Origin of the sequence: Shinella zoogloeoides, from assembly GCF_022682305.1 — a bacterium.
GTDB classification, from domain to species: Bacteria; Pseudomonadota; Alphaproteobacteria; order Rhizobiales; family Rhizobiaceae; genus Shinella; species Shinella zoogloeoides_B.
The window spans coordinates 420,890-442,500 of record NZ_CP093528.1; the positions used below are offsets into that span (position 1 = coordinate 420,890).

At 63.9% G+C, this 21,611-nt stretch carries 21 protein-coding genes and 1 tRNA gene (1 of these 22 cut by a window edge); 15 read left to right on the forward strand and 7 right to left on the reverse strand.

The genetic code is table 11. The features are described from left to right. Positions 1-145: 145 nt before the first annotated feature. Complete coding sequence (locus MOE34_RS02110; protein ID WP_242220404.1) at positions 146-3,685, reverse strand: ATP-binding protein; 3,540 nt, start codon at positions 3,683-3,685, stop codon at positions 146-148. 245 nt (positions 3,686-3,930) lie between these two features. Between MOE34_RS02110 and MOE34_RS02115 the strand changes: the two genes are divergently transcribed. Together MOE34_RS02115 and MOE34_RS02120 are read left to right on the forward strand one after the other, a co-directional pair. After that, a complete protein-coding gene (locus MOE34_RS02115) occupies positions 3,931-4,380 on the forward strand; it encodes a phasin (RefSeq protein ID WP_242220406.1) in 450 nt (149 codons plus the stop codon). Positions 4,381-4,526: 146 nt separating this feature from the next. After that, positions 4,527-4,603, forward strand: a tRNA-His gene (locus MOE34_RS02120). Between the two features lie 87 nt (positions 4,604-4,690). On the opposite strand, the gene MOE34_RS02125 is transcribed toward MOE34_RS02120, so the two are convergent. Both MOE34_RS02125 and MOE34_RS02130 read right to left on the reverse strand, forming a co-directional pair. Further along, on the reverse strand, positions 4,691-5,698 hold the full coding sequence (locus MOE34_RS02125; RefSeq protein WP_242220408.1) for a magnesium and cobalt transport protein CorA: 1,008 nt from the start codon (positions 5,696-5,698) through the stop codon (positions 4,691-4,693). A gap of 50 nt (positions 5,699-5,748) precedes the next feature. Next, positions 5,749-6,630 carry a LysR family transcriptional regulator gene (locus MOE34_RS02130; protein ID WP_242220410.1) on the reverse strand — a complete coding sequence of 294 codons (882 nt, stop codon included), beginning with the start codon at positions 6,628-6,630 and terminating at the stop codon, positions 5,749-5,751. Between the two features lie 106 nt (positions 6,631-6,736). On the opposite strand from MOE34_RS02130, the gene MOE34_RS02135 reads away from it, so the two are divergent. The 3 genes from MOE34_RS02135 (at position 6,737) to MOE34_RS02145 (ending at position 10,523) form a co-directional block, all read left to right on the forward strand. Beyond that, a complete protein-coding gene (locus tag MOE34_RS02135) occupies positions 6,737-8,233 on the forward strand; it encodes a CoA-acylating methylmalonate-semialdehyde dehydrogenase (RefSeq protein WP_242220412.1) in 1,497 nt (498 codons plus the stop codon). A 132-nt stretch (positions 8,234-8,365) separates the two neighbouring features. Then, on the forward strand, positions 8,366-9,457 hold the full coding sequence (locus tag MOE34_RS02140; protein WP_242220413.1) for a YjgN family protein: 1,092 nt from the start codon (positions 8,366-8,368) through the stop codon (positions 9,455-9,457). Further along, positions 9,447-10,523: a M48 family metallopeptidase gene (locus MOE34_RS02145; protein ID WP_242220415.1), complete on the forward strand. Its 1,077-nt coding sequence runs from the start codon at positions 9,447-9,449 to the stop codon at positions 10,521-10,523. Before MOE34_RS02140 ends, MOE34_RS02145 begins: the two co-directional genes overlap by 11 nt. A 57-nt stretch (positions 10,524-10,580) precedes the next feature. Here MOE34_RS02145 and MOE34_RS02150 read toward each other — a convergent pair whose 3' ends face one another. Continuing rightward, positions 10,581-11,624: a Fe(3+) ABC transporter substrate-binding protein gene (locus MOE34_RS02150; RefSeq protein WP_242220416.1), complete on the reverse strand. Its 1,044-nt coding sequence runs from the start codon at positions 11,622-11,624 to the stop codon at positions 10,581-10,583. 181 nt (positions 11,625-11,805) lie between these two features. Between MOE34_RS02150 and rirA the strand changes: the two genes are divergently transcribed. Then, on the forward strand, positions 11,806-12,267 hold the full coding sequence (gene rirA / locus MOE34_RS02155) for an iron-responsive transcriptional regulator RirA (protein WP_242220417.1): 462 nt from the start codon (positions 11,806-11,808) through the stop codon (positions 12,265-12,267). A gap of 65 nt (positions 12,268-12,332) precedes the next feature. Here the strand turns inward: rirA and MOE34_RS02160 are convergent, their stop codons facing one another. Both MOE34_RS02160 and MOE34_RS02165 read right to left on the reverse strand, forming a co-directional pair. Then, entirely contained in the window at positions 12,333-12,740 is a 408-nt protein-coding gene (locus tag MOE34_RS02160; RefSeq protein ID WP_242220418.1) for a response regulator, read from the reverse strand. Between the two features lie 128 nt (positions 12,741-12,868). Then, on the reverse strand, positions 12,869-13,588 hold the full coding sequence (locus tag MOE34_RS02165) for a helix-turn-helix transcriptional regulator (protein ID WP_242220425.1): 720 nt from the start codon (positions 13,586-13,588) through the stop codon (positions 12,869-12,871). Between the two features lie 397 nt (positions 13,589-13,985). Between MOE34_RS02165 and MOE34_RS02170 the strand changes: the two genes are divergently transcribed. From MOE34_RS02170 to MOE34_RS02195, 6 genes are all read left to right on the forward strand, one after another. Continuing rightward, on the forward strand, positions 13,986-15,581 hold the full coding sequence (locus MOE34_RS02170) for an ABC transporter substrate-binding protein (protein ID WP_242220427.1): 1,596 nt from the start codon (positions 13,986-13,988) through the stop codon (positions 15,579-15,581). 99 nt (positions 15,582-15,680) lie between these two features. After that, a complete protein-coding gene (locus tag MOE34_RS02175) occupies positions 15,681-16,685 on the forward strand; it encodes an ABC transporter permease subunit (protein ID WP_242220429.1) in 1,005 nt (334 codons plus the stop codon). 10 nt (positions 16,686-16,695) lie between these two features. Then, positions 16,696-17,586, forward strand: a complete 891-nt coding sequence (locus tag MOE34_RS02180) for an ABC transporter permease subunit (RefSeq protein WP_242220430.1) — start codon at positions 16,696-16,698, stop codon at positions 17,584-17,586. Then, positions 17,586-18,440, forward strand: coding sequence for an ABC transporter ATP-binding protein (locus MOE34_RS02185; RefSeq protein WP_242220514.1), 855 nt, complete (start codon positions 17,586-17,588; stop codon positions 18,438-18,440). Before MOE34_RS02180 ends, MOE34_RS02185 begins: the two co-directional genes overlap by 1 nt. Further along, positions 18,437-19,267 carry a dipeptide ABC transporter ATP-binding protein gene (locus MOE34_RS02190; protein ID WP_242220517.1) on the forward strand — a complete coding sequence of 277 codons (831 nt, stop codon included), beginning with the start codon at positions 18,437-18,439 and terminating at the stop codon, positions 19,265-19,267. Before MOE34_RS02185 ends, MOE34_RS02190 begins: the two co-directional genes overlap by 4 nt. 13 nt (positions 19,268-19,280) lie before the next feature. Continuing rightward, entirely contained in the window at positions 19,281-19,790 is a 510-nt protein-coding gene (locus MOE34_RS02195) for a gluconokinase (protein WP_242220519.1), read from the forward strand. A gap of 30 nt (positions 19,791-19,820) precedes the next feature. Here the strand turns inward: MOE34_RS02195 and MOE34_RS02200 are convergent, their stop codons facing one another. Further along, entirely contained in the window at positions 19,821-20,621 is an 801-nt protein-coding gene (locus tag MOE34_RS02200; RefSeq protein ID WP_242220521.1) for a response regulator, read from the reverse strand. Between the two features lie 149 nt (positions 20,622-20,770). On the opposite strand from MOE34_RS02200, the gene MOE34_RS02205 reads away from it, so the two are divergent. From MOE34_RS02205 to MOE34_RS02215, 3 genes are all read left to right on the forward strand, one after another. Next, positions 20,771-20,968, forward strand: a complete 198-nt coding sequence (locus MOE34_RS02205) for a NepR family anti-sigma factor (protein WP_242220523.1) — start codon at positions 20,771-20,773, stop codon at positions 20,966-20,968. A gap of 231 nt (positions 20,969-21,199) precedes the next feature. After that, positions 21,200-21,364, forward strand: a complete 165-nt coding sequence (locus tag MOE34_RS02210) for a DUF1328 domain-containing protein (protein WP_242220526.1) — start codon at positions 21,200-21,202, stop codon at positions 21,362-21,364. Between the two features lie 126 nt (positions 21,365-21,490). Continuing rightward, positions 21,491-21,611, forward strand: the 5' portion of a protein-coding gene (locus MOE34_RS02215; RefSeq protein WP_242220527.1) for a TIGR00645 family protein. 380 nt of this gene lie beyond the right edge of the window; only the first 121 of its 501 coding nucleotides appear in the window; its start codon is at positions 21,491-21,493; its stop codon lies beyond the right edge, outside the window.

Below are 21,611 nucleotides of genomic sequence, written 5' to 3' on the forward strand. Positions count from 1 at the left end.
AGGATCTGCAAGGCGTTACCTCGACGATACGGCAATCCCGCGTGAGGGCGGGACCGGGCGTTTCAGCCGGTCTGGCGCGATTTTGCGCAATTCCGGACGCAAAACCGCTGCGCACTTTTGCTGGACTTGCTCTAGCCCAATCGCCTCAATCTGCCAACACGCGGGGCGAGGGAAAGATCACTTCGACCAGCGTGCCCTCGTTCGGCGTAGAGCTGATCGCGAAATTCGCCCGGTTGGCGTCGACCATCGCCTTGGTCAGCGGTAGGCCGAGGCCGGTACCGTCGCCGCGCTTGCGCGCCCCCGTCGTCACCTGCCGGAATGGCTTCATGGCCTGTTCCAGCTCGCTGCGCGTCATGCCGACGCCGGTGTCGCGGATGCGCAGCACGACGCTGCCGTTCGCCTCGTAAGCGGTGGAGACGACGATCTGCCCGCCGGACGGCGTGAAGCGGATGGCGTTAGACAGGATGTTGAGCGCGATCTGCTTGATCGAGCGCAGGTCCGCCACGATCTGCGGCACGTTGGCCGCAAGCGAGGTGCGGATGATGACGCGCTGGGCGTTCGCTTGCGGCTGCACCAGCGAGACGGCTTCCGCGATCGTCTCGTTGAGGCCGACCGCCGTGAACTCGAGGTCCATTTCCCCCGCCTCGATCTTGGAGATGTCCAGGAGGTCGTTGACGATGTCGAGCACATGGCGGCCGGAGCGGCCGATGTCGTTGGCATACTCGATATAGCGCGGATGACCGATCGGCCCGAAGCGCTCCGTCGCCATCATGTCGGAAAAGCCGATGATGGCGTTGAGCGGCGTGCGGATCTCGTGGCTGACGCGGGCGAGGAAATCGCTCTTGTGGGCGTTGGCGGTCTCGGCGGCGCGCTTGGCGTTGCGCAGCTCCTCTTCCGTGCGCTTCCACTGTGTGATGTCGCGGATGACGGCGCAATAGCCGGAGGAGGACGAGAGACGCCCCATGGTCATGAAGAGCGGGATGAAGCCGCCGGCCGCCTCGCGGCCGATGACCTCGCGCCCGTCGTTGAGCACGCTCGCGACCCCGTGGCCGGAAAGGCCGGCGAGATAGTCCAGCACCGCCTTCTGGCTTTCGTGGGCGAAGAGCATGGCGAAGGGCCGGCCGCGCGTCTCGTCCTCGTCATAGTTGAAGAGGGCGCTCGCCGAGCGGTTCATCGAGCGGATATCGCCGTCCTGGCCGACGACGACCACGCCATCCGTCGCCGTCTCGAGGACGGAGCGCAATTCGCTGACCTCGATGCGCAGCGCGGAAATGGCGGCCTGGTCGGCGGTGCGTTCCTCGGTTTCGGCGGGGGCGGCGGGCGTTTCCACCAGCGACAGCGCCGGCTTCTCCTGAACTGGCGTCAGCGCCAGCATGAGGGCGGTGCCGTCTTCCCAGCGGATCGATTGCAGGCGCGCGCGAACGGCGCTCGTGCTCTCGCCGTCGGCATGGCGCAGCGCCATGGTGCCGTCGCCGTCCTGCGCATCCTCGTCCGGGCCGGCAAGCAGGATGTCCAGGCCACCCGAGGCTTCGAGGTCCTCCATGCTGCCATAACCGGTCAGGCGGAAGAATTCCGGATTGGCATGGATCAGCCGGTCGCCGACATGGACGAGCAGCGCGACGGGCAGGGCATCGACCACGGCGGCGGTGAGGCCGTAGTCCATTTGCCGGCGCGAGGGGGTGAAGCCCGCGCGCTCGTCCGCATGTTCCTCGTGCAGCAGGTCGTCGGCATGGGGGCCGATTTCGAGGCCGGGCATTTCCGTTTCCGCGATGCTGGCGACGGGTTCCTCCACCGGCTGGTCCGTGACGATCTCCCAGTCTGTCTCATCGGTGCTTGCAGTCTCGGCGGGCACGTTCGTCGCTGCATCCTGCGGACGATCCTCCGGCTTGCGCTTGCCGAAAGTCTCGCCGAGCTGGCGGGCGATCTCACGGAAGGCCGCCTGCTCGCCGGTGGAAAGGCCATCGAACAGCCCGCCGCGATTGCGACGCGCTTCGAGTTGCACGACCTTGTCGGAGTGCCGGCGGGAAGGGGTCTCGACGAGACGCAGCGCCGGCCGTTCGCCGCGGAAGGCGTCCAGTTCGTCATCGGGTGTTGCCGTCGCGTCGACGGATGGGGCTCCCGCCGCTTCGTCGGGCGTATCCGGCGCGGAGGGAACATCTTCCTGCGTTGCATCAGGGGGGGTGCCGGCATCTGCCGGGATGTCTTCCGCTGCGTCTGGCGTTTCGTTCGCCGTGCTCTCCAGCAACGCGCCGGTTTCTTCGGCCAGCACTCCCTCGACGAACGCCTCGTCCGTCTCGGTGAGCGTCAGCCCGCGCGCATGCGGATCGGCGACCGCATCGGCGATGCGCACGATGCCGAAGCCGCGGAAACCGTCGAATTCGCGACTGCGCGAATAGGTGGGCAGGGCGGCGAGATCGACCGGAACGACAAGGTTCGTGCCTTCGACCGGCCAGAGGATCGTCTTGCCGGACCAGGTATCGCGTCGGCGCAGGAGGTCGCCGATCCGGCCGTCCGGGTCGAGATCGAAGCGGCGGGCGACATCGGTGAAGCGTTCGCCGGAGATCGCGGCGGCATGCGGGCCGACGGCGGCGGAAAATTCGTCGGAAATCTCGCTGAAGCAGCCCTCCGCATCAATCTTCCAGACGAAGCGGATCGGGCGGCCCTGCGGATTGAAGGCGAAGCCGGGTTGGACGGCAGCCTCCGCATCCTCGTCGGCTCCGCTTTCTGCGGCAGCCTCCTGCCCGGGCGTCTCACCGGTAATTTCAGGTGCCGGCTCGGGTGTGGTGCCGGGCAGCGGTTCATCGGCTGCGACGATCGCCGGCTCGGGCTCGGCAACCGCTTCCTCGGGCGCTGACGCCGCAAGGCTGACGGCCTCCTTCTCCACGGTCTGTTCGCTTTGTGCCGCCGCCGGCTCCGGGGCATCCGTCACATCCGCGGTGTCTTCCGCAACCTCGTGGCTGGCGGCCGGCGTGTCGGCAATGGCTTCCTCTACCTCGTCCTCCTGCGGATCGAGATGCCCAAGGATGGTCTCGACGGCAAAGAGCAGGTGCAGGGCCGGATCATCGGAAATGCGGCCGATGGCGGCGGGCAGGTGCCCACGTCCCGTAGCGACGGGGCGTTTGACGAGGTGCTCGGCGCTGCGGCCGGCGGCCTCGACGAGCGAGCGGCGCGTCTGCGCGGTGATGGCAAGGCTGTCGAAGCTCTCCGAGGCCGCAATCACAGTGCCGTCGCCGTCGAGCACGGCCATATGCGTGTCCGGATCGTCGAAGCCGGCAAGCATGGCCGCAGCGGCGTCCTCCGCGCTGTGCCGGGCGGCGGTGACGGGTGCGCTGAAGAGGATCGCCTCCTCGCCGGGACGGATGGTGACGTTCTCGACGGTGGCGTTCACCGGCACGCTGCGGAAGCCGCTGCCGATGCGCATGAGGAAGCTGCGGCGCTCGCCCGGGGCCTGCGCCTGGCGGGCCGTTGCGGCAAGCTGACGGAAGGCGACGTCGGCGCGGTCCGGGCCGGCGTCGAGGAAGTCGTAGATATTGTCCTGGCCGAAGAGGGCCGCGCCCCGGCCGTTCGACCAGAGCACGCGCGCCATGTCCTTCGAAAACAGCACGACGGCCTCGCCCCTCGCGAAGGGCTGGCTTACCCGCTCGTGCACGGCGACGTCGATGAAGGGATACTGCTTTGCGGACATGTTCAGGCCTGTGTCTGGCTTCCGGCGCCCCGGCTTTCGATTAACGCTTTATTAATAGCGGCGCATAGGCGGAGGGTCCAGCGTCCGGGCCTTGCAGCCCCGGGCTTTCGGGCGGAAGGGTTAACGCCTCCCGGCATTTATTGTGCATCGCACAAAATTGTTGCAATGCGAAAGAAGATCGACTATATACAGCCCATCCAAGAACCCGGCGCCTCTTGAGAGGGCCAAACCAAGGAGCGCATGCAATGGCTACCAAGAAGACCGACGACGTATTCTCGATCGCATCCATCGACCCGTCCAAGCTTTCCGAAAGCTTCCGCGAGTTCGCCGAAAAGGGCGCAACCCAGACCAAGGAAGCCTATGCCAAGATGAAGGAAGCTGCCGAAGACGCAACGAAGACCGTTGAAGCGACGCTCGAAAGCGCGCAGGCCGGCTCCGTCGAACTCGGCCTCAAGGCCATCGAAGCCCTCCGCACCAATGCCGAGAACTCGCTTTCGCATATGGAAGCCCTGCTCGGCGTGAAGTCGGTTGCCGAACTCTTCGAACTGCAGACCGCTTTCCTGCGCAAGCAGGCCGAAGTCGCCGTCGAGCAGGCCAAGACCCTTCAGGAAACCTCCAAGAAGGTCGCCGAGAAGGTCACGGCTCCGGTCAAGTCCGCCTCCGAGAAGGCCATGAAGTCCTTCAAGACCGTCTAAGTCGCCGATAGCGCGAATATAGGCGCTATGTTAGAATGGCCGGGCGGATCGTCCGGCCATTTTCGTTTGTGGGCGACGCAAAAAGAGCTTGAAAAATGGTGCGGCTGCCCGTATGTGACGCACCAACGACGCCGAAAGCGTCCTGTGCGGTTGTAGCTCAGTTGGTTAGAGCGCAGGTTTGTGGCACCTGAGGTCGGTGGTTCGACCCCACTCAACCGTACCATTCCCCTCTCCCAGTCAGTCTAATAGTCACGAGGACTTACCGGGAGAGGGGAAGTCTTCCTTCCCCCTTGCATATGTCTTGGCCGTATCAGAGCCAGCCGTTCTTGCGGAACCTCCAGTAGAGGAATGCGCAGGTCGCGGCGATGGTGGACAGCACCATCGGGTAGCCGTAATGCATCCTGAGTTCGGGCATGTCGCTGAAATTCATGCCGTAGATGCCGGCAAGCGCGGTCGGCACGGCGAGGATCGCCGCCCATGAGGCCAGCTTCTTGGAGATCGCCGTTTCCTGGCTCTGGCCGACCAGCAGGCTCGCCTCGAAGGCGAAGGCCAGCACTTCGCGCAGGCTGTCGATCTTTTCCTGCACCGTGCGGATGTGGTCGGAGACGTCGCGGAACAGCGGATGCATGGCGGGCTGTATCTGCGGAAGGTCGGCGCTCGTCAGCCGCCGGCAGACCTCCACCAGCGGCAGCGCGGCATTGCGTAGCCGCAGGAGGTCGCGCCGCATCATGTAGAGCCGTTCGATATCCGCCGCCGTCATCGGCTTGACGAGAACCTTGTCCTCGATTTCCTCTACCTCGTATTCGAGCTGCTCCAGCACCGGCATGTAGTTGTCGACGATGAAATCGAGGATGGCATAGAGGACGACGTCCTCGCCCTTGGCCAGCGAATGCGGACAGCTCTCCCAATGCTCGCGCACCGTGGCGTAGGAGGTGGAGGGGCCATGCCGCACGCTGACGATATAGCCCTTGCCGACGAAAAGATGCGTTTCTCCGAAGGTGACGCGGCGGTCGATCAACTGTGCGGTGCGCGCGACGATGAACAGCGCCTCGCCATATTGCTCCAGCTTGGGGCGCTGGTGCGGATGCTCGGCGTCCTCGATCGCAAGATCGTGCAGGTTGAATTGCGCCTGGACGCGCAGCAGAAGCTCGCGGCTCGGTTCCAGAAGCCCGATCCAGACGACATGGCCTTCCCGCGTCGCCCATGCGCCGGCGTCCTCGATGGGGATATCGGCGATGCGCTTGCCGCCTGAATAGACGCTCGAGGCGACGATGCCGCCTTCCGCCGAATCCGGCACGAACTTGCGGATATGATCCATCGCCATCCTCCGACCACAGGAAGGCCAGTCTAGCGCAATTCAGCGACGCCTCACAGAAAGATCCCGTGTTCCTGGCGTACGAGTTCCTGCACGAATTCGGCGACGGTGCGCACGCGCGTCAGGTCGCGTGCGCTTTCGTGCCAGGTCGTCCAGTAGGCGCGGCGGATCGAGGTTTCCGGCAGCAGGCGGACAAGTTCGGGATATTGGCGGGCGATGTAATCGTGCAGGATGCCGACGCCCGCGCCCGAGCGCACCGCCTCCGTCTGGCCGGTGGCGCTGGAGATTTCGAAACCGGCGTCCCAGCTTCGCATGATCTCGCCGGTGAAATTGAGCGAGGCCGTGAAAATCAGGTCTTCCACATAGCCGACGCGCCGGTGCGCCTTCAGGTCCTCGACGGTTTCCGGTGTGCCGTTTTCCGCAAGATAGTCACGCGAAGCATAGAGGCCCAGCGTGTAATCCGTGAGTTTCGAGGAGACGAGGCGGCCCTGTTCCGGCCTCTCCAGCGTGATGGCGATATCGGCCTCGCGCTGGGAGAGCGAGAAGGAGCGCGGCACGGGCACGAGCTGGATCTTCAGCTCCGGGTGTCGCGCCGTCAGCCGGCCGAGGCGCGGGGCGAGGAAGGAGACGCCGAAGCCGTCCGGCGCGCCGACGCGCACGGTGCCGGCGACGGCTGTATCGATGCGGCCGATGCTGGCCTGCACCGCCAGCATTTCCGTCTCCATCCTTTCGGCCGCCCGCAAAAAGGCTTCGCCCTCGGCGGTGAGATCGCAGCCGTTGGTGCGGCGGATGAGGAGGCGGGTCTTCAGCGCCTCTTCCAGCGCGCTGACGCGGCGGCTCAGCGTGGCGTGGTTGACGCCGAGGCGGCGGGAGGCGGCGAGAATCTGGCCGGTGCGGGCCACGGCGAGGAACATGCGCGCGTCGTCCCAGTTCATGGATGCCTCCGGCTTTAATTTTTGCACAACGGTTCCTTACAGGAGGCGATTGTGTTGTGCAAATTGTAGTGCGATGATCCCCGCATAACCACGGAGGACTCCCCCAATGTACCAGATCGGCCATTTCATTCACGGCAAGCAGGTTCCCGGCTCCAGCGGCCGCACCGCGAATGTCTACAACCCGGCGACGGGCGAAGTTCAGGCGCAGGTCGCGCTCGCCAACGATGCCGATCTGCAGGCTGCCATCGACAGCGCCAAGTCTGCCCAGCCGAAGTGGGCCGCCACCAACCCGCAGCGCCGCGCCCGCGTCTTCATGAAGTTCGTCGAGCTTCTGAACAAGCACATGGACGAACTCGCCGTGCTGGTCTCGCGTGAACACGGCAAGACGGTGGAAGACTCCAAGGGTGACGTCATCCGTGGCCTCGAAGTCTGCGAATTCGTCATCGGCATCCCGCATCTCTCCAAGAGCGAGTTCACCGAAGGTGCCGGCCCGGGCATCGACATGTACTCGATCCGCCAGCCGGTCGGCATCGGCGCGGGCATCACGCCGTTCAACTTCCCGGGCATGATTCCGATGTGGATGTTCGCCCCGGCCATCGCCTGCGGCAACGCCTTCATCCTCAAGCCTTCCGAGCGCGATCCGTCGCTCCCGATCCGCCTTGCCGAACTGATGATCGAGGCCGGTCTGCCGGCGGGCATCCTCAACGTCGTCAACGGCGACAAGGGTGCCGTCGACGGCATCCTGGCGCATCCGGATGTCGCCGCCGTTTCCTTCGTCGGCTCCACGCCGATCGCCCGCTACGTCTATGGCACGGCCGCCGCCAACGGCAAGCGCGCCCAGTGCTTCGGCGGCGCCAAGAACCACATGATCATCATGCCCGACGCCGACCTCGACCAGGCCTGCAATGCCCTGATGGGTGCCGGCTACGGCTCGGCCGGCGAGCGCTGCATGGCGATCTCCGTCGCTGTTCCGGTTGGCGAAGAGACGGCGAACCGCCTGATCGAAAAGCTGACGCCGATGATCGAGAGCCTGCGCATCGGCCCGTACACGGACGAGAAGGCCGACATGGGCCCGGTTGTCACCAAGGAAGCCCAGGCCCGCATCCTCAGCCTCATCGACAAGGGCGTGGAAGAAGGCGCGAACCTCGTCGTCGACGGCCGCGGCTTCAAGCTGCAGGGCTATGAGGATGGCTACTTCGTCGGTGGCTGCCTGTTCGACAACGTCACGCCGGACATGGATATCTACAAGACCGAGATCTTCGGCCCGGTCCTCTCCGTCGTTCGCGCCAAGAACTACGAGGAAGCCCTCGACCTGCCGATGAAGCACGAATACGGCAACGGCGTCGCGATCTTCACCCGTGACGGCGACGCGGCCCGCGACTTCGCCAGCCGCATCAACATCGGCATGGTCGGCGTCAACGTTCCGATCCCGGTTCCGCTCGCCTATCACTCCTTCGGCGGCTGGAAGGCCTCGGCCTTCGGCGACCTCAACCAGCACGGCATCGACTCCATCAAGTTCTGGACCCGCACCAAGACCGTGACGAGCCGTTGGCCGTCCGGCATCAAGGATGGCGCGGAGTTCTCCATCCCGACGATGAAGTGATCCATTTGGATTGATTGTGAAAAGGGCTTCCTCACGGAAGCCCTTTTTGCATTGCGGTTTTTTGTGCCGTGCGAAGAATAGGTCGCAGGCGCGGCCCGTTACCCCCGTGTTCAAGTTTTGAAGGGGGCAGACATGTCATTGGAAGGATCGCCGCAACCCGCAGGACAGGCGGGTGGCTTCCACCGTATCGAGTTTACCGGCAAGGCATCGGAATATTTCGGCATCTGGATCGTCAACGTGCTGCTGACGATCGTCACGCTCGGCATCTATTCGGCCTGGGCGAAGGTGCGCCGCAACCGGTATTTCTACGGCAATACCGTGCTGCTCGGCCGGTCCTTCGAGTATCATGCGCGAGGATTGCAGATCCTCATCGGCCGCCTCATCGTTCTCGTCGCTTTCGTCGTGCTCAACGTCGTCGCGGCGGTCGTGCCGGTGCTGGCGCTGCTGCCGACCATCGCCATCCTCATCGCCCTGCCGTGGCTGGTGGCAAAGGGCCTGCGCTTCAGCGCCCGCGTGACGAGCTATCGCAATGTGCGCTTCGATTTCGTCGGCGGCCCGGGCGGTGCCTTCAAGGCCTTCATCCTCGGCGGCCTGCTTTCCGTCGTCACGCTCGGCATCCTGACGCCGCTCGCCAGCCGCTGGGCGGCGCGCTATCTCGGTCAGAACCTGCGCTATGGCGGCAGGACATTCGAGACCGATCCCAGGCTCGGGGCGCTCTATAAATCCTGGCTCGTTTCCTTCCTCATCGCGCTCGTCGGCCTCGGCGTCATCGCGCTTCTCGTCATGGCCAACTTCTCGCGCATCGTGCCGATGATCGAGACGCCCGGTTCGCTGACGCCCGAGGAGCAGATCCCGCTGATCGCCAGCATGGTCATCGGCTACATCGTTATCTTCGCGACCTTCGGCATTGCCGGCCTGTTCTACCGGGCGGGCGTACGCAACGCCACCTGGTCCACGACGCTCTTTGACGGCCGGCACCGGCTGCTGAGCGACGTCTCGCGCAGCCGCTACACCTGGATCGCCATTTCCAACGTACTGGTGACGATCTTCACCTTCGGCCTCATGCGGCCCTGGGCTGCGGTGCGCATGGCCCGCTATACGTGGCAGCATACAGGCGTTACCTTTGCCGGCGACGTCGGCGAGCTGTTCAGCAGGATTGAGGAGCAAGGCTCGGCGGTCGGCGCGGAATTCATGGACTTCGAAGGGTTCGACTTTGGCTTCTGACAATGCCGCCATCGCCGGCGGGGAATGGCATCCTCCCGGCTCCAGCCGCTCGGTGGAAGCCCGGCTCGTGGAGCGGGGCGGAGAAATCGCCGCGGTGCCGGCCGGGGGCGACAAGCCGCTGGCCGGGGCGGGGCTTTCCTGGGTGGAGGTTTCGGGCCGCGTCGGATCCATCCCCCGCCGGGTGACCTTCCCGGACGGCTCGATCTTCGAGACCTGGGACAATGACGGCATCGATCGCTACCTTGCGGCGCGGGGCAGGGGCGGCGCCGGCCTCGTGCACTGGCTGGAGCAGTTCCGCCTGCGCCTCGTCGTCATCGTGCTTGTCGCCTTTGCGCTCGGCGGCGCGGTCTATCGCTGGGGCGTTCCGGCGCTGGTGGAGGTCGCCGTCTGGACGACGCCGCCGATCGTGCCGGAGCTGATGGGGGAGGGCACGCTGCAGGCGCTCGACAAGACGGCCTTCTCGCCGAGCACGTTGCCCGATGCCCGCCGCAAGGAGATCGCCGACGGCTTTGCGCGGATCGCCGCCTTGTCGCCGCGCGGAGCCGCGGCCTACACCCTCAATTTCCGCGATGGCGGCATCATCGGTCCCAATGCCTTCGCCTTGCCGGACGGCTCGCTCGTCGTCACCGACCAGCTCGTCGAGATGGCGGGCGGCGATACGGAGATGATCATCGGCGTGCTGGCGCACGAGATCGGCCATGTCGAACTGGATCATAGCCTGCGGCAATTCTACCGGGCCGCCGGCATGACCGGCCTCATCATGCTGATCGCCGGTGACGTCGGCTCGGCAGTCGAGGACGTGCTGGTGCAGGGCGGCGGCCTTCTGGCGCTGTCCTATTCGCGCGAGGCGGAGACGGAGGCGGACCGGCGCTCGGTCGAGCTGATGGCCAGGGCCGGCTACGATCCTGCCGCCATCGCCCGGTTCTTCACGCTCATCGAGGAAAAGCTCGGCGACACCTCGGATGCCGATATCCTCTCCACCCACCCCGGCACCCCGCAGCGCAAGAAGGATATCGTCGACTACGCCCGGATCGTCTCCGGCCAGTCGGACCCGGAGCTGCAATAGAAACGAAAACGGCGGCCGAGGGCCGCCGTTTCCTGTCTCGTCCCGAAAAGCCGGGGCTTACTGCGCGGGGCCGTCGTTGTAGCCGACCTTGTCGACCAGCTCGGAAGCCTTCTTGCGGTTGGCGGCGATATCGACCAGCGGCAGCGGATCCGGCTTCAGCGTGCCGAAGGACTTCACGACTTCGGACGGCTCGGCGCCAGGCAGGACCGGGTACTCGTAGACCTGCTCGGCATAGATCTTCTGCGCGGTGCCTTCCGACAGGAATTCCATCAGCTTCAGCGCGTTTTCCTTGTTCGGGGCGTTTTTGGCGAGCGCCATGCCGGAAACGTTGACATGCGAGCCGCGGTCGTTGGTGTTCGGGAAGAGCACCTTGATGGCCGCCGCCCATTCCTTCTGCTCGGGCTCCTTCTCGTTGGTCATCATGAGACCGACATAGTAGGAATTGCCGAGCGCCAGGTCGCATTCGCCGGCGAGGATCGCCTTGGCCTGGTCGCGGTCGCCGCCGTCGGGCTTGCGGGCGAGGTTGTTCTTCAGGCCCGTCAGCCACTTCTCGGCCTCGGCTTCGCCGTGGTGGGCGATCATCGAGGCGATCAGGCCAATATTGTAGGAGTGCTGGCCGTCACGGGTGCAGATCTTGCCCTTCCACTTCGGGTCAGCAAGCTCCTCATAGGTGATCTCGTTCTGCGCGACGCGGTCTTTCGAGGCATAGACGACGCGCGAGCGGGTGGTGAGGCCGAACCAGTCGCCATCGGGATCGCGGTAGGCGGCCGGGATGTCCTTGTTGATGACGTCGCTCTTGACCTGCTGCGTGACGCCGCCTTCCTTGGCTTCCGTCAGGCGGGCGATGTCGACCGTCAGGATGACGTCGGCCGGCGAGTTCGCGCCTTCCGCCTGGATGCGCTCGACGAGGCCCTTGTCGAGGAAGAGCACATTGGTGGTGATGCCGGTTTCCTTGGTGAATTCATCGAGCAGCGGCTTGATCAGGTCCGGCTGGCGATAGGAGTAGATGTTGACTTCGCCGTCCGCATGCGCGGGGGCGGCCAGGGCAAGGCCGGCGGTCGAAAGGGCAAGGGCGGCGAGGGAAGTCTGGAGCAGTCGCATCGGGTCCTCCTGGGGGGAATTTATTCTTTACTGCTAAAGTCTTCTTTAGCGCCTTGCCCCCCGCAGTCAATCATGCGACCACTCGCATAACATGAATGTGATTTTCCGCTTTTTGGAATTGTTCTAAACCGCGATCTGCCCTATATGTGATGTCACTTCAAAACCGGATTCGGAGTTTCCCATGCGTCTGACGAAGCAAACCAACTATGCCGTGCGCATGTTGATGTACTGCGCGGCGAACGGGGAGAAGCTCAGCCGCATTCCGGAAATCGCGCGGGCCTACGGCGTTTCGGAACTGTTCCTGTTCAAGATTCTCCAGCCGCTCACCAGGGCCGGGATCATCGAGACCGTACGCGGCCGCAACGGCGGCGTGCGCCTGCCCAGGTCGGCGACGGAGATCACGCTGTTCGACGTGGTGCGGGTGACGGAAGATTCCTTCGCGATGGCGGAATGTTTCGAGGCGGGCGAGATTGAATGCCCGCTCGTCGATAGCTGTGGTTTGAACGCCGCGCTGCGCAAGGCGCTGAACGCCTTCTTCGAGGTGTTGCAGCAATATACGATCGACGATCTCGTCAAGGCGCGTCCGCAGATCGGCATGCTGCTTGGCCTGGAAAACGCCGTGGCCCGCCAGCCGGCGGCTTGACGCCGGCTTTTCCCTTGGTGATGGCGGCTTGACGCCAGCTTTTTCCTGGAATGACGCCGGCTGCCTCAGATGCCGGCGCCGACGTCGCGCCCGACATATTCCCGCAGGATGAATTCGATGGCCGTCGGGTCCAGTTCCGCCTTGTCGATGCGGAAGTCGACGCCGTAATCGTCGATCTTCTGGAAATAGGCGTCGCTGATCGACGAGGAGATCACGCCGATCGGCCCGATATAGCCGGCACGGCGCAGCTCCGGCACGGTTTCCCGGAAATCCGCCTGCGGCTGGAGCCGGTTATCCATCAGGATCATGTCGAGCGGCGGGCCGGACGCGCGGATGAAGCCGAGCGCGTCGTCCACGGTCTCCACATAATGAAGCGTGATCGCATAGCTTGCGACCTTGCGCATCAGTGCGCCGAGGATGATGTTTTCGGTGGGGTCGTCGTCGACGAGCAGGATATGCACTGTTGCTGTCATGGTAGCCGGTAAACCTGCTGTATCGGAGAGGCGTCAGCCTCGAAAGCCGCGCTTACTGTCATCCAGCCCGCGCCTGTTAACAAGTCCCTAACTCTACCTATCCGCAACGCACGGACCTGTTTTGCGCGTTACTGGATGATCTGCTCGCGTATGGCCTTGGCGACCATCTGCGTGCGGTTGACCACGTCGAGTTTCTTGAGGATCGTCGCCGTATGCGAGTTCACGGTATGCTCGGATACGGAAACGATGAGCGCGATCTCGCTCGCCGTCTTGCCGTAGGAGATCCAGCGCAGGATTTCCGTTTCGCGCGGCGTCAGCCCCATGCCCGCCTTGTTGGCGGGGACCTGGCGGTGGAAATAGTCGAAGGCGCAATTGGCCTCGTAGCAGACCTTGAAATGCTCGGTGCTACCGATATCCGTGCCGTCGCCGAGGAAGAGCACGATATAGCGCGTGCCGTTGACCGCGTGCACCGGAACGGCGAGCGCCATGTCGAAGCCGACCTGCTCGAGAAAGTCGGCGCCTTGCGCCGCGCCGTTCTGCAGGCGGTCGCCGGTGCGCCAGACGGTGGAGATCGTCGATCGGTAGAAGCTCTTGAAGAGGGCGCTGTCGTTGAGGCGATGGCGCTTGTCGTAGGTTTCGGCGAGGCCCGCCGGCAGGTCGTGCAGCATCAGGCGGCCGGCAAGCGTGCTCGGCTCGTGCTCGTTCGCCAGTTGAAGCACGCCGAAATGCTCGAAGCCGTAGCGTAGCGCCATCGTGTGGAAGATACGGAAGAAATCGACGCGATTGAGGGCTTTCTCAAGATCGCCTTCGAAACCGTATCTTCGGAAATGTCCGTTCAGTGTAGTCACGTGGCGCCTACCCCCTAGATTCCACGCAATACAATCTAGCGCCGCAATCCAAGGAGGCAAAGGGTTTTACGGGGCAATTTCGCAAGGGTATGGGTGTCTTTCGATGGGCGTATCTGTAACATACTGATAAGAAAAGGGAATGTTAAACGCGGTTATCGTTTTTCCACTGTCCCGGCCCAAGGGACGCGGCTGTCTGGCGCGCCGGTTTGAAGCAATTTTACCGGCATTCCCAATGCTGTGGAGAATAGTGTTGCGTGGATTTTTCCGTTTGGACAAATTTGTTCGCGCACTTATTGCAATCCTGCGGCAAATGTCGTTCCATCCGCGCACGGACGGGGCTGGACACGCGCCCGTGACCGCAAGCAAGAGAAAAAAGCAAACCTGGGAAGCTCACACGATGAAAAAGCTGACTACTCTCCTCGCAGCGACGGCGCTTGCCTCGATGATGGCAACGGCCGCCTGGTCGAAGACGCTGGTCTATTGCTCTGAAGCCTCGCCGGAAGGGTTCGACCCCGGCCTCTACACGGGCGGCCAGACCTTCGACGCCACGTCGCGCACCGTCTACAACCGCCTCGTCGAGTTCAAGCACGGCGGCACGGAAGTCGAGCCGGGCCTGGCCGAGAGCTGGGAAGTTTCTGCCGACGGCAAGGAATACACCTTCAAGCTGCGCAAGGGCGTGAAGTTCCAGACGACGGACTTCTTCACCCCGACCCGCGATCTGAACGCCGACGACGTCATCTTCTCGTTCGAGCGCCAGTACAAGACTGACAATCCGTGGAACAAGTATGTCGCCGGCGCGTCCTGGGAATATTTCGCGGGCATGGGCTTCCCTGACCTTATCGAGAAGATCGAGAAGGTCGACGACCTGACGGTCAAGTTCGTGCTGAAGCGCCCGGAAGCGCCGTTCATCGCCAATCTCGGCATGGACTTCGCCTCGATCATCTCCAAGGAATATGCCGACAAGCTGCAGGCTGACGGCAAGATGGAACTCCTGAACCAGCAGCCGCTGGGCACGGGTCCCTTCACCTTCGTCGCCTACCAGACGGATGCCGCGATCCGCTACAAGGCGAACCCGGACTACTGGGCCGGCAAGCAGCCGATCGACGACCTCGTGTTCGCCATCACCACGGATGCCGCCGTCCGCGCGCAGAAGCTGAAGGCCGGCGAATGCCACATCATGGCCTATCCGAACGCCGCCGACGTTGCCGAGCTGAAGAAGGACGAGAACCTGACGGTTCTGGAGCAGGAAGGCCTGAACGTCGCCTACCTCGCCTATAACACGCTGGTTCCGCCGTTCGACAAGGTCGAGGTCCGCAAGGCGCTCAACATGGCGGTCAACCGCCAGGCCATCGTCGACGCCGTCTTCCAGGGCGCGGCAACGGTCGCCAAGAACCCGATCCCGCCGACCATGTGGTCGTACAACAACGCCGTCGAAGACGACAAGTACGATCCGGAAGCGGCCAAGAAGATGCTCGAGGAAGCCGGCGCCGCCGGTCTCAAGATGAAGATCTGGGCCATGCCGGTCGCCCGTCCCTACATGCTGAACGCCCGCCGTGCGGCCGAACTCATGCAGGCCGACCTCGCCAAGATCGGCGTCGAAGCCGAGATCGTCTCCTACGAATGGGCCGAGTACCTGAAGCTCTCCTCCGCCAAGGACCGCGACGGCGCGGCCATCCTCGGCTGGACGGGCGACAACGGCGACCCGGACAACTTCCTTGATACCCTGCTCGGCTGCGATGCCGTCGGCGGCAACAACCGCGCGCAGTGGTGCAACAAGGAGTTCGACGACCTGATGACCAAGGCGAAGGAAACCGCCGACATCGCGGAGCGCACGAAGCTCTATGAAGAGGCCCAGGTGATCTTCAAGCGCGAAGCGCCGTGGAACACCCTCGACCACTCGCTCGTCGTCGTTCCGATGAGCAAGAAGGTTTCGGGCTTCAAGATGGACCCGCTGGGCATTCACCGCTTTGACGGTGTAGACATCGCCGAGTAATATCGGGCACAAGAAAGGCACGCCGCAAAGAGCGTGCATTGGCCGGCGGTCCGAAGGCATTCGGGCCGCCGGTTTTTCAAAAAGAAGGGATTGGCTCCCATGTTGCGCTTCATCTTCGGACGGCTCACCGTCCTGATACCCACGTTCATCGGGGTATCGATCATCGCGTTCTCCTTCATTCGACTTCTACCGGGCGACCCGGTCATGCTGATGTCGGGCGAGCGCGTCATGTCGCCGGAACGGCACACCGAGCTCATGCACCAGCTCGGCCTCGACCGTCCGATGTATATCCAGTATTTCGACTATCTGACCGGCCTGCTCCAGGGCGATTTCGGCTCGTCGATCGTCACCAAGCGGCCGGTTCTCGATGACTTCGTGAACCTCTTCCCGGCCACGCTCGAGCTTTCGCTCTGCGCCATCATCGTCGCCGTCCTGCTCGGCATTCCGGCCGGCGTGCTGGCCGCGGTCAAGCGCGGCACCTGGCTCGACCAGTCGATCATGGGCGTCGCGCTCGTCGGCTACTCGATGCCGATCTTCTGGTGGGGCCTGCTGCTCATCATCTTCTTCTCCGGCTACCTCGGCTGGACGCCGGTCTCGGGGCGCATCTCGCTGATGTACTTCTTCCCGCAGGTGACCGGCTTCATGCTGATCGACAGCCTGATCTCCGGGCAGGTCGGGGCCTTCAAGTCGGCCCTGACCTATCTGATTCTGCCGACGGTGGTCCTTGCGACGATCCCGCTCGCCGTCATCGCGCGCCAGACCCGCTCGGCCATGCTGGAAGTGCTGGGCGAGGACTATGTCCGCACCGCCCGCGCCAAGGGCCTCTCGCCCTTCCGCGTCGTCGGCATCCATGCGCTGCGCAACGCGATGATCCCCGTCATCACCACGATCGGCCTTCAGGTCGGCGTGCTGCTCGCGGGCGCCATCCTCACCGAGACGATCTTCTCCTGGCCGGGCATCGGCAAGTGGATGGTCGACAGCGTCTTCAAGCGTGACTATGCCGTGGTGCAGGGTGGCCTGATGCTGATCGCCGCCGTCATCATGATCGTCAACCTCGTGGTCGACCTGCTCTACGGCTGGGTCAATCCGCGTATCCGGCACTAGGAGGCGATCCATGAGCACGGCTGTTCAAAACACCACGCCGCCCTCGGGCTTTTCCGAGTTCTGGTTCTATTTCTCGCGCAACAAGGGCGCCGTCATCGGCCTTGCCGTCTTCCTGGTGATCCTGGTCCTGGCGGTCTTCGCACCCTTCGTCGCGCCGCATGACCCGAGCATCCAGAACCGCGAGGTCCTTCTCCTGCCGCCGGCCTTCTCCGCGGGCGGCAACTGGAGCTATCTTCTCGGAACCGACGCCGTCGGCCGCGACATCCTCTCTCGCCTCATCTACGGCGCGCGCTTCTCGCTCTTCATCGGTCTCGTCGTCGTGACGCTGTCGGTGGTCTCGGGCGTGCTGATCGGTCTCGTCGCTGGCTATTTCCGCGGCAAGGTCGACACCTTCATCATGCGCATCATGGATATCATCCTGGCGTTCCCCTCGCTGCTGCTCGCCCTCGTGCTGGTGGCCGTGCTGGGGCCGGGGCTGCTCAACGCCATGATCGCCATCTCGCTCGTCAACCAGCCGCATTTCGTGCGCCTGACGCGTGCGGCGGTGATGACGGAAAAGTCCAAGGATTACGTCATCGGCTCGCAGGTCGCCGGCGCCGGCACGCTACGCCTGATGTTCCTGACGATCCTGCCGAACTGCCTTGCGCCGCTCATCGTCCAGGCCACGCTCGCCTTCTCGGCGGCGATCCTCGACGCGGCGGCTCTCGGGTTCCTCGGCATGGGCGCCCAGCCGCCGACGCCGGAATGGGGCACGATGCTTGCCGAAGCGCGCGAATTCATCCAGCGCGCCTGGTGGGTCGTCACCTTCCCCGGCCTTGCCATCCTCGTCACCGTGCTTGCCATCAACCTCATGGGTGACGGCCTGCGCGACGCCCTCGATCCCAAGCTGAAGAGGTCGTGATGTCGCTTCTCGAAATCAAAAACCTCACCGTCGAATTCCAGACGGCATCCGGTCCCTTCCGCGCCGTGGACGGGGTTTCCCTCAAGGTCGACGAGGGCGATGTCCTCGCCATCGTCGGCGAATCCGGTTCGGGCAAGTCCGTTTCCATGCTCGCCGCCATGGGCCTCCTGCCCTGGACGGCTAAGGTGACGGCCGACGTTCTCACCTTCAACGGCCGCGACATGCGGTCGATGTCGGACAGCGAGCGGCGCAGGATCATCGGCAAGGATATCGCCATGATCTTCCAGGAACCGATCGCCAGCCTCAATCCGTGCTTCACGGTCGGCTACCAGATCGAGGAAGTGCTGCGCATCCACACGGATCTCGGCCGCAAGGCGCGCCGCGACCGGGCGATCGAACTGTTCCAGTTGGTCGGCATCCCGAACCCGGAAGAGCGCCTCGGCCACTATCCGCACCAGATGTCGGGCGGCCAGTGCCAGCGCGTGATGATCGCCACGGCGCTCGCCTGCAATCCGAAGCTCCTCATCGCAGACGAGCCGACCACCGCGCTCGACGTGACGATCCAGAAGCAGATCCTCGACCTCCTGATGAAGCTCCAGGCCGAACACGGCATGGGCCTCATCATCATCACCCACGACATGGGCGTCGTCGCCGAAACCGCCGACCGCGTCATCGTGCAGTACAAGGGCCGCCAGATCGAGGAAGCCGACGTGCTCTCGCTCTTCACCGCCCCCAAGAGTGTCTATACCAAGGCTCTTCTCTCGGCCCTGCCGGAGAACGCCACGGGCGGCCGTCTGCCGACGATCACGGAAAAGCTGACCGACGCCGAGATCTTTGCGGGAGCCATGCGATGACCCCTGTTCTCGAAGCAAAAAACCTCAAGCGCGACTACCACATCCCCGGCAGCCTCATGAAGCCGGCCAAGACCGTTCGCGCCGTCAAGGGCGTGAGCTTCAAGGTCGAGGAAGGCAAGACGCTTGCCATCGTCGGCGAAAGCGGCTGCGGCAAGTCCACCCTTGCCCGCATGGTCACGATGATCGATCCGATCACCGAGGGCGAAATGCTGATCGACGGCCGCAAGGTCGATATCGCCAGCGAGCCGCTGACCGCCGAAATGCGCAGCAAGGTGCAGATCGTCTTCCAGAATCCCTACGGTTCGCTCAATCCGCGCAAGAAGATCGGCGATATCCTCACGGAACCGCTGGTCATCAACACGAAGATCCCGGCCGGCGAACGGCGCGACCGCGCCATGGCCATGCTGAAGAAGGTGGGGCTGGAGGAGAAGCATTACGGGCGCTACCCGCACATGTTCTCCGGCGGCCAGCGCCAGCGCGTGGCCATCGCCCGCGCGCTGATGCTGAACCCGCGTCTGCTGGTCCTCGACGAGCCGGTCTCGGCGCTCGACCTTTCGGTCCAGGCCCAGGTGCTCAACCTGCTCGCCGACCTGCAGGACGAGTTCCGCCTGACCTATGTCTTCATCAGCCACGACCTTTCGGTCGTGCGCCACATCGCCGACGATGTGATGGTGATGTATTTCGGCGAGGCGGTGGAATATGGCAGCCGCGACCAGGTCTTCGACGACCCGCAGCACAGCTATACCAAGACGCTCTTCGCCGCGACGCCCCGCGTCGACGTGGACGCCATCCGCGCCCGCATCGAAAAGCGCCAGCGCGTCGCCTGATGGCGCCGACGCCATGAACAACGCCTGCGCGGTCGTCGTCATGGGCGTTTCCGGTTGCGGCAAGACCTCGGTCGCCGAGGGGCTTGCCGCAAGCCTCGGCGCCGCCTTCATCGAAGGCGACAGCCTGCATCCCGCCGTCAATGTGGACAAGATGTCCCACGGTATCGCCTTGACCGACGAGGACCGCTGGCCCTGGCTCGACACGGTCGGCCGGGCGATGGCGGACGTGCTTGCCGGCAACGGCAGCGTCGTCGTCTCCTGCTCCGCCTTGAAGAAAGCCTACCGTGACCGCCTGCGCTCGTCCGCCGGCGGCAAGCTCGCATTCGTCTTCCTAAAGGGAAGCCGCGAATTGCTGATGTCCCGCATGGCCGCGCGGGAAGGGCACTTCATGCCCGTCAGCCTGCTCGACAGCCAGCTTGCGACGCTGGAGGATCCGTCCTGCGAGGCGGGCGTCGTGACCGTCGATATCGATGCCTCGATAGATGCCATCGTCGCGTCCGCCCTCGACGGGCTGAGCCGCTGAAAAAAGGCCCGCTTGCGCGGGCCTTTCTGTTTATGCGGATTTTGCGAGCCGCGCCTGTTCGTCGAAGAACAGCGCCTGGCTGATCAGCGCCTTCACCATGTCCGGGTTGAACGGCTTGGTGACGAGGAAGGCCGGCTCCGGCTTTTCGCCCGTCAGCAGCCGCTCCGGGAAGGCGGTGATGAAGATCACCGGGATCGTGCTGTTCTTCAGGATGTCGTTCACGGCATCGATGCCCGAGCTGCCGTCGGCAAGCTGGATATCGGCCAGCACCATGCGCGGCGAGGTGCGGTGATAGAGTTCGACCGCTTCCGAATGGGTACGCGCGATGCCCGTCACGTTGTGGCCGAGACCCTTCACCATGTCCTCGATGTCCATGGCGATCAGCGGCTCGTCCTCGATGATCATGATGTCGGTCGCGACCTGTTGCGAGATGTCGCGCGAGGCTTCGTCGAGCAATCCGGCGAAACGCTCCGGCGAAACGTCCAGGATATCCGCACCCTCGGCGATGTCGAAGCCTTCGACGGCGACGAGCAGGAAGGCCTTGCGTTCGTCCGGCGGCAGGTTGGCAAGGTTGGCGGCCGCCTGTCGCTCCCAGCTGAAAGGCGAGGCATTGTCCGGCAGCGTCACGTTGAGCCTGTCGAAGAGCGTGCAATAGAGCCGGTAAAGGGCGATTCGGTCGCTGCGGCCCTCCGGATAAAGCGAGATATCGGCGACCAGCGCTTCCAGCGTGGCGGCGACATAGGCGTCACCGGAGGTCTGGGAACCCGTTACGGCCCGGGAAAACCGCCTCAGATAGGCGAGATGCGGTGCGATACGGGTGGAAAGTGACATTTCGTTCTCCCTGGATCTGTTCCGTATCGGAACCGTTTCCGATAGAGTTCATCATGCGGAAACCTATTGGTAGCATGCTAAGTCTGACTTGCTATTGGGATTTTTGGGCAAAAGGAAGATAGCGGGCGGCACGCAATGGAAACAGGACCATGACCGAGCCCAGCAACGACAAGAGACGCGCCGGTGGAATAACCTCCGCCACGGCCGCTTTCGACCCCAACGGCGCGATCGGCCGCAAGCTCAAGTCTTTCTACGACGCCGTCGAGACCGAACCGGTGCCCGATCGCCTGCTCGATCTTCTCGAAAAGCTCGACGAAGCCGAGCGAAGGGCCGAGAGCGGTTCCTGAGCGCATTCTTCTCCAGACCTGGATAATCGCGAAGCGGGCCGCAAGGCCCGTTTCCTGCTTGAGATGGTCCGCGCGGCGGCGGTCGTGCTGTCGCGTGGCGAGCCGACAACGTGGCAGGGGTGAATTTGTTCCCGGCGCGCGCTGGCGGTTGCCGCATTTCGCCGGCCGCAACCACGGGAACCTTTTCCGTCCGCCCCCGTTGTCCCAGCGATGGAAAGAAGGAGTTCGAAAATGCTCTATTATGCTGTGGTCTTTCTCGTGATCGCCCTCGTCGCCGGCCTGCTCGGCTTCGGCGGCATTGCCGGCGCGTCTGCCGGCATCGCGCAGATCCTGTTCTTCGTCTTCCTGGCCCTTCTGGTCCTGTCGCTGGTCGCAGGCTTCTTCCGCAGGGCATGAGGACAGAGTGATCCTGGAAAAGGCGGCGTCTGCGGACGCCGCCTTTTTCGTGGGCGCCTTGCGGGTCCGCGGCCCTTTGGCTAATCAGCGGTCGATAGTCTGACGATTCCCGATGGAGCCTGCCCGATGAAATCCCTCGAACTTCTGGTCGAACGCATCATCCTGTCCAGCCGCTGGATTCTCGTGGTCTTCTACCTCGGCCTCGTCGCGGCGCTGGCCGTCTATGCGGTTTCCTTCCTCTACAAGT

Excerpts from the sequence above, each read along its gene's own strand:
- MOE34_RS02110 (WP_242220404.1), bottom strand. The coding sequence starts at position 3,685 with ATGTCCGCAAAGCAGTATCCCTTCATCGACGTCGCCGTGCACGAGCGG.
- MOE34_RS02115 (WP_242220406.1), top strand. The coding sequence starts at position 3,931 with ATGGCTACCAAGAAGACCGACGACGTATTCTCGATCGCATCCATCGAC.
- MOE34_RS02125 (WP_242220408.1), bottom strand. The coding sequence starts at position 5,698 with ATGGATCATATCCGCAAGTTCGTGCCGGATTCGGCGGAAGGCGGCATC.
- MOE34_RS02130 (WP_242220410.1), bottom strand. The coding sequence starts at position 6,630 with ATGAACTGGGACGACGCGCGCATGTTCCTCGCCGTGGCCCGCACCGGC.
- MOE34_RS02135 (WP_242220412.1), top strand. The coding sequence starts at position 6,737 with ATGTACCAGATCGGCCATTTCATTCACGGCAAGCAGGTTCCCGGCTCC.
- MOE34_RS02140 (WP_242220413.1), top strand. The coding sequence starts at position 8,366 with ATGTCATTGGAAGGATCGCCGCAACCCGCAGGACAGGCGGGTGGCTTC.
- MOE34_RS02150 (WP_242220416.1), bottom strand. The coding sequence starts at position 11,624 with ATGCGACTGCTCCAGACTTCCCTCGCCGCCCTTGCCCTTTCGACCGCC.
- rirA (WP_242220417.1), top strand. The coding sequence starts at position 11,806 with ATGCGTCTGACGAAGCAAACCAACTATGCCGTGCGCATGTTGATGTAC.
- MOE34_RS02160 (WP_242220418.1), bottom strand. The coding sequence starts at position 12,740 with ATGACAGCAACAGTGCATATCCTGCTCGTCGACGACGACCCCACCGAA.
- MOE34_RS02170 (WP_242220427.1), top strand. The coding sequence starts at position 13,986 with ATGAAAAAGCTGACTACTCTCCTCGCAGCGACGGCGCTTGCCTCGATG.
- MOE34_RS02175 (WP_242220429.1), top strand. The coding sequence starts at position 15,681 with ATGTTGCGCTTCATCTTCGGACGGCTCACCGTCCTGATACCCACGTTC.
- MOE34_RS02180 (WP_242220430.1), top strand. The coding sequence starts at position 16,696 with ATGAGCACGGCTGTTCAAAACACCACGCCGCCCTCGGGCTTTTCCGAG.
- MOE34_RS02185 (WP_242220514.1), top strand. The coding sequence starts at position 17,586 with ATGTCGCTTCTCGAAATCAAAAACCTCACCGTCGAATTCCAGACGGCA.
- MOE34_RS02190 (WP_242220517.1), top strand. The coding sequence starts at position 18,437 with ATGACCCCTGTTCTCGAAGCAAAAAACCTCAAGCGCGACTACCACATC.
- MOE34_RS02195 (WP_242220519.1), top strand. The coding sequence starts at position 19,281 with ATGAACAACGCCTGCGCGGTCGTCGTCATGGGCGTTTCCGGTTGCGGC.
- MOE34_RS02200 (WP_242220521.1), bottom strand. The coding sequence starts at position 20,621 with ATGTCACTTTCCACCCGTATCGCACCGCATCTCGCCTATCTGAGGCGG.
- MOE34_RS02205 (WP_242220523.1), top strand. The coding sequence starts at position 20,771 with ATGACCGAGCCCAGCAACGACAAGAGACGCGCCGGTGGAATAACCTCC.
- MOE34_RS02210 (WP_242220526.1), top strand. The coding sequence starts at position 21,200 with ATGCTCTATTATGCTGTGGTCTTTCTCGTGATCGCCCTCGTCGCCGGC.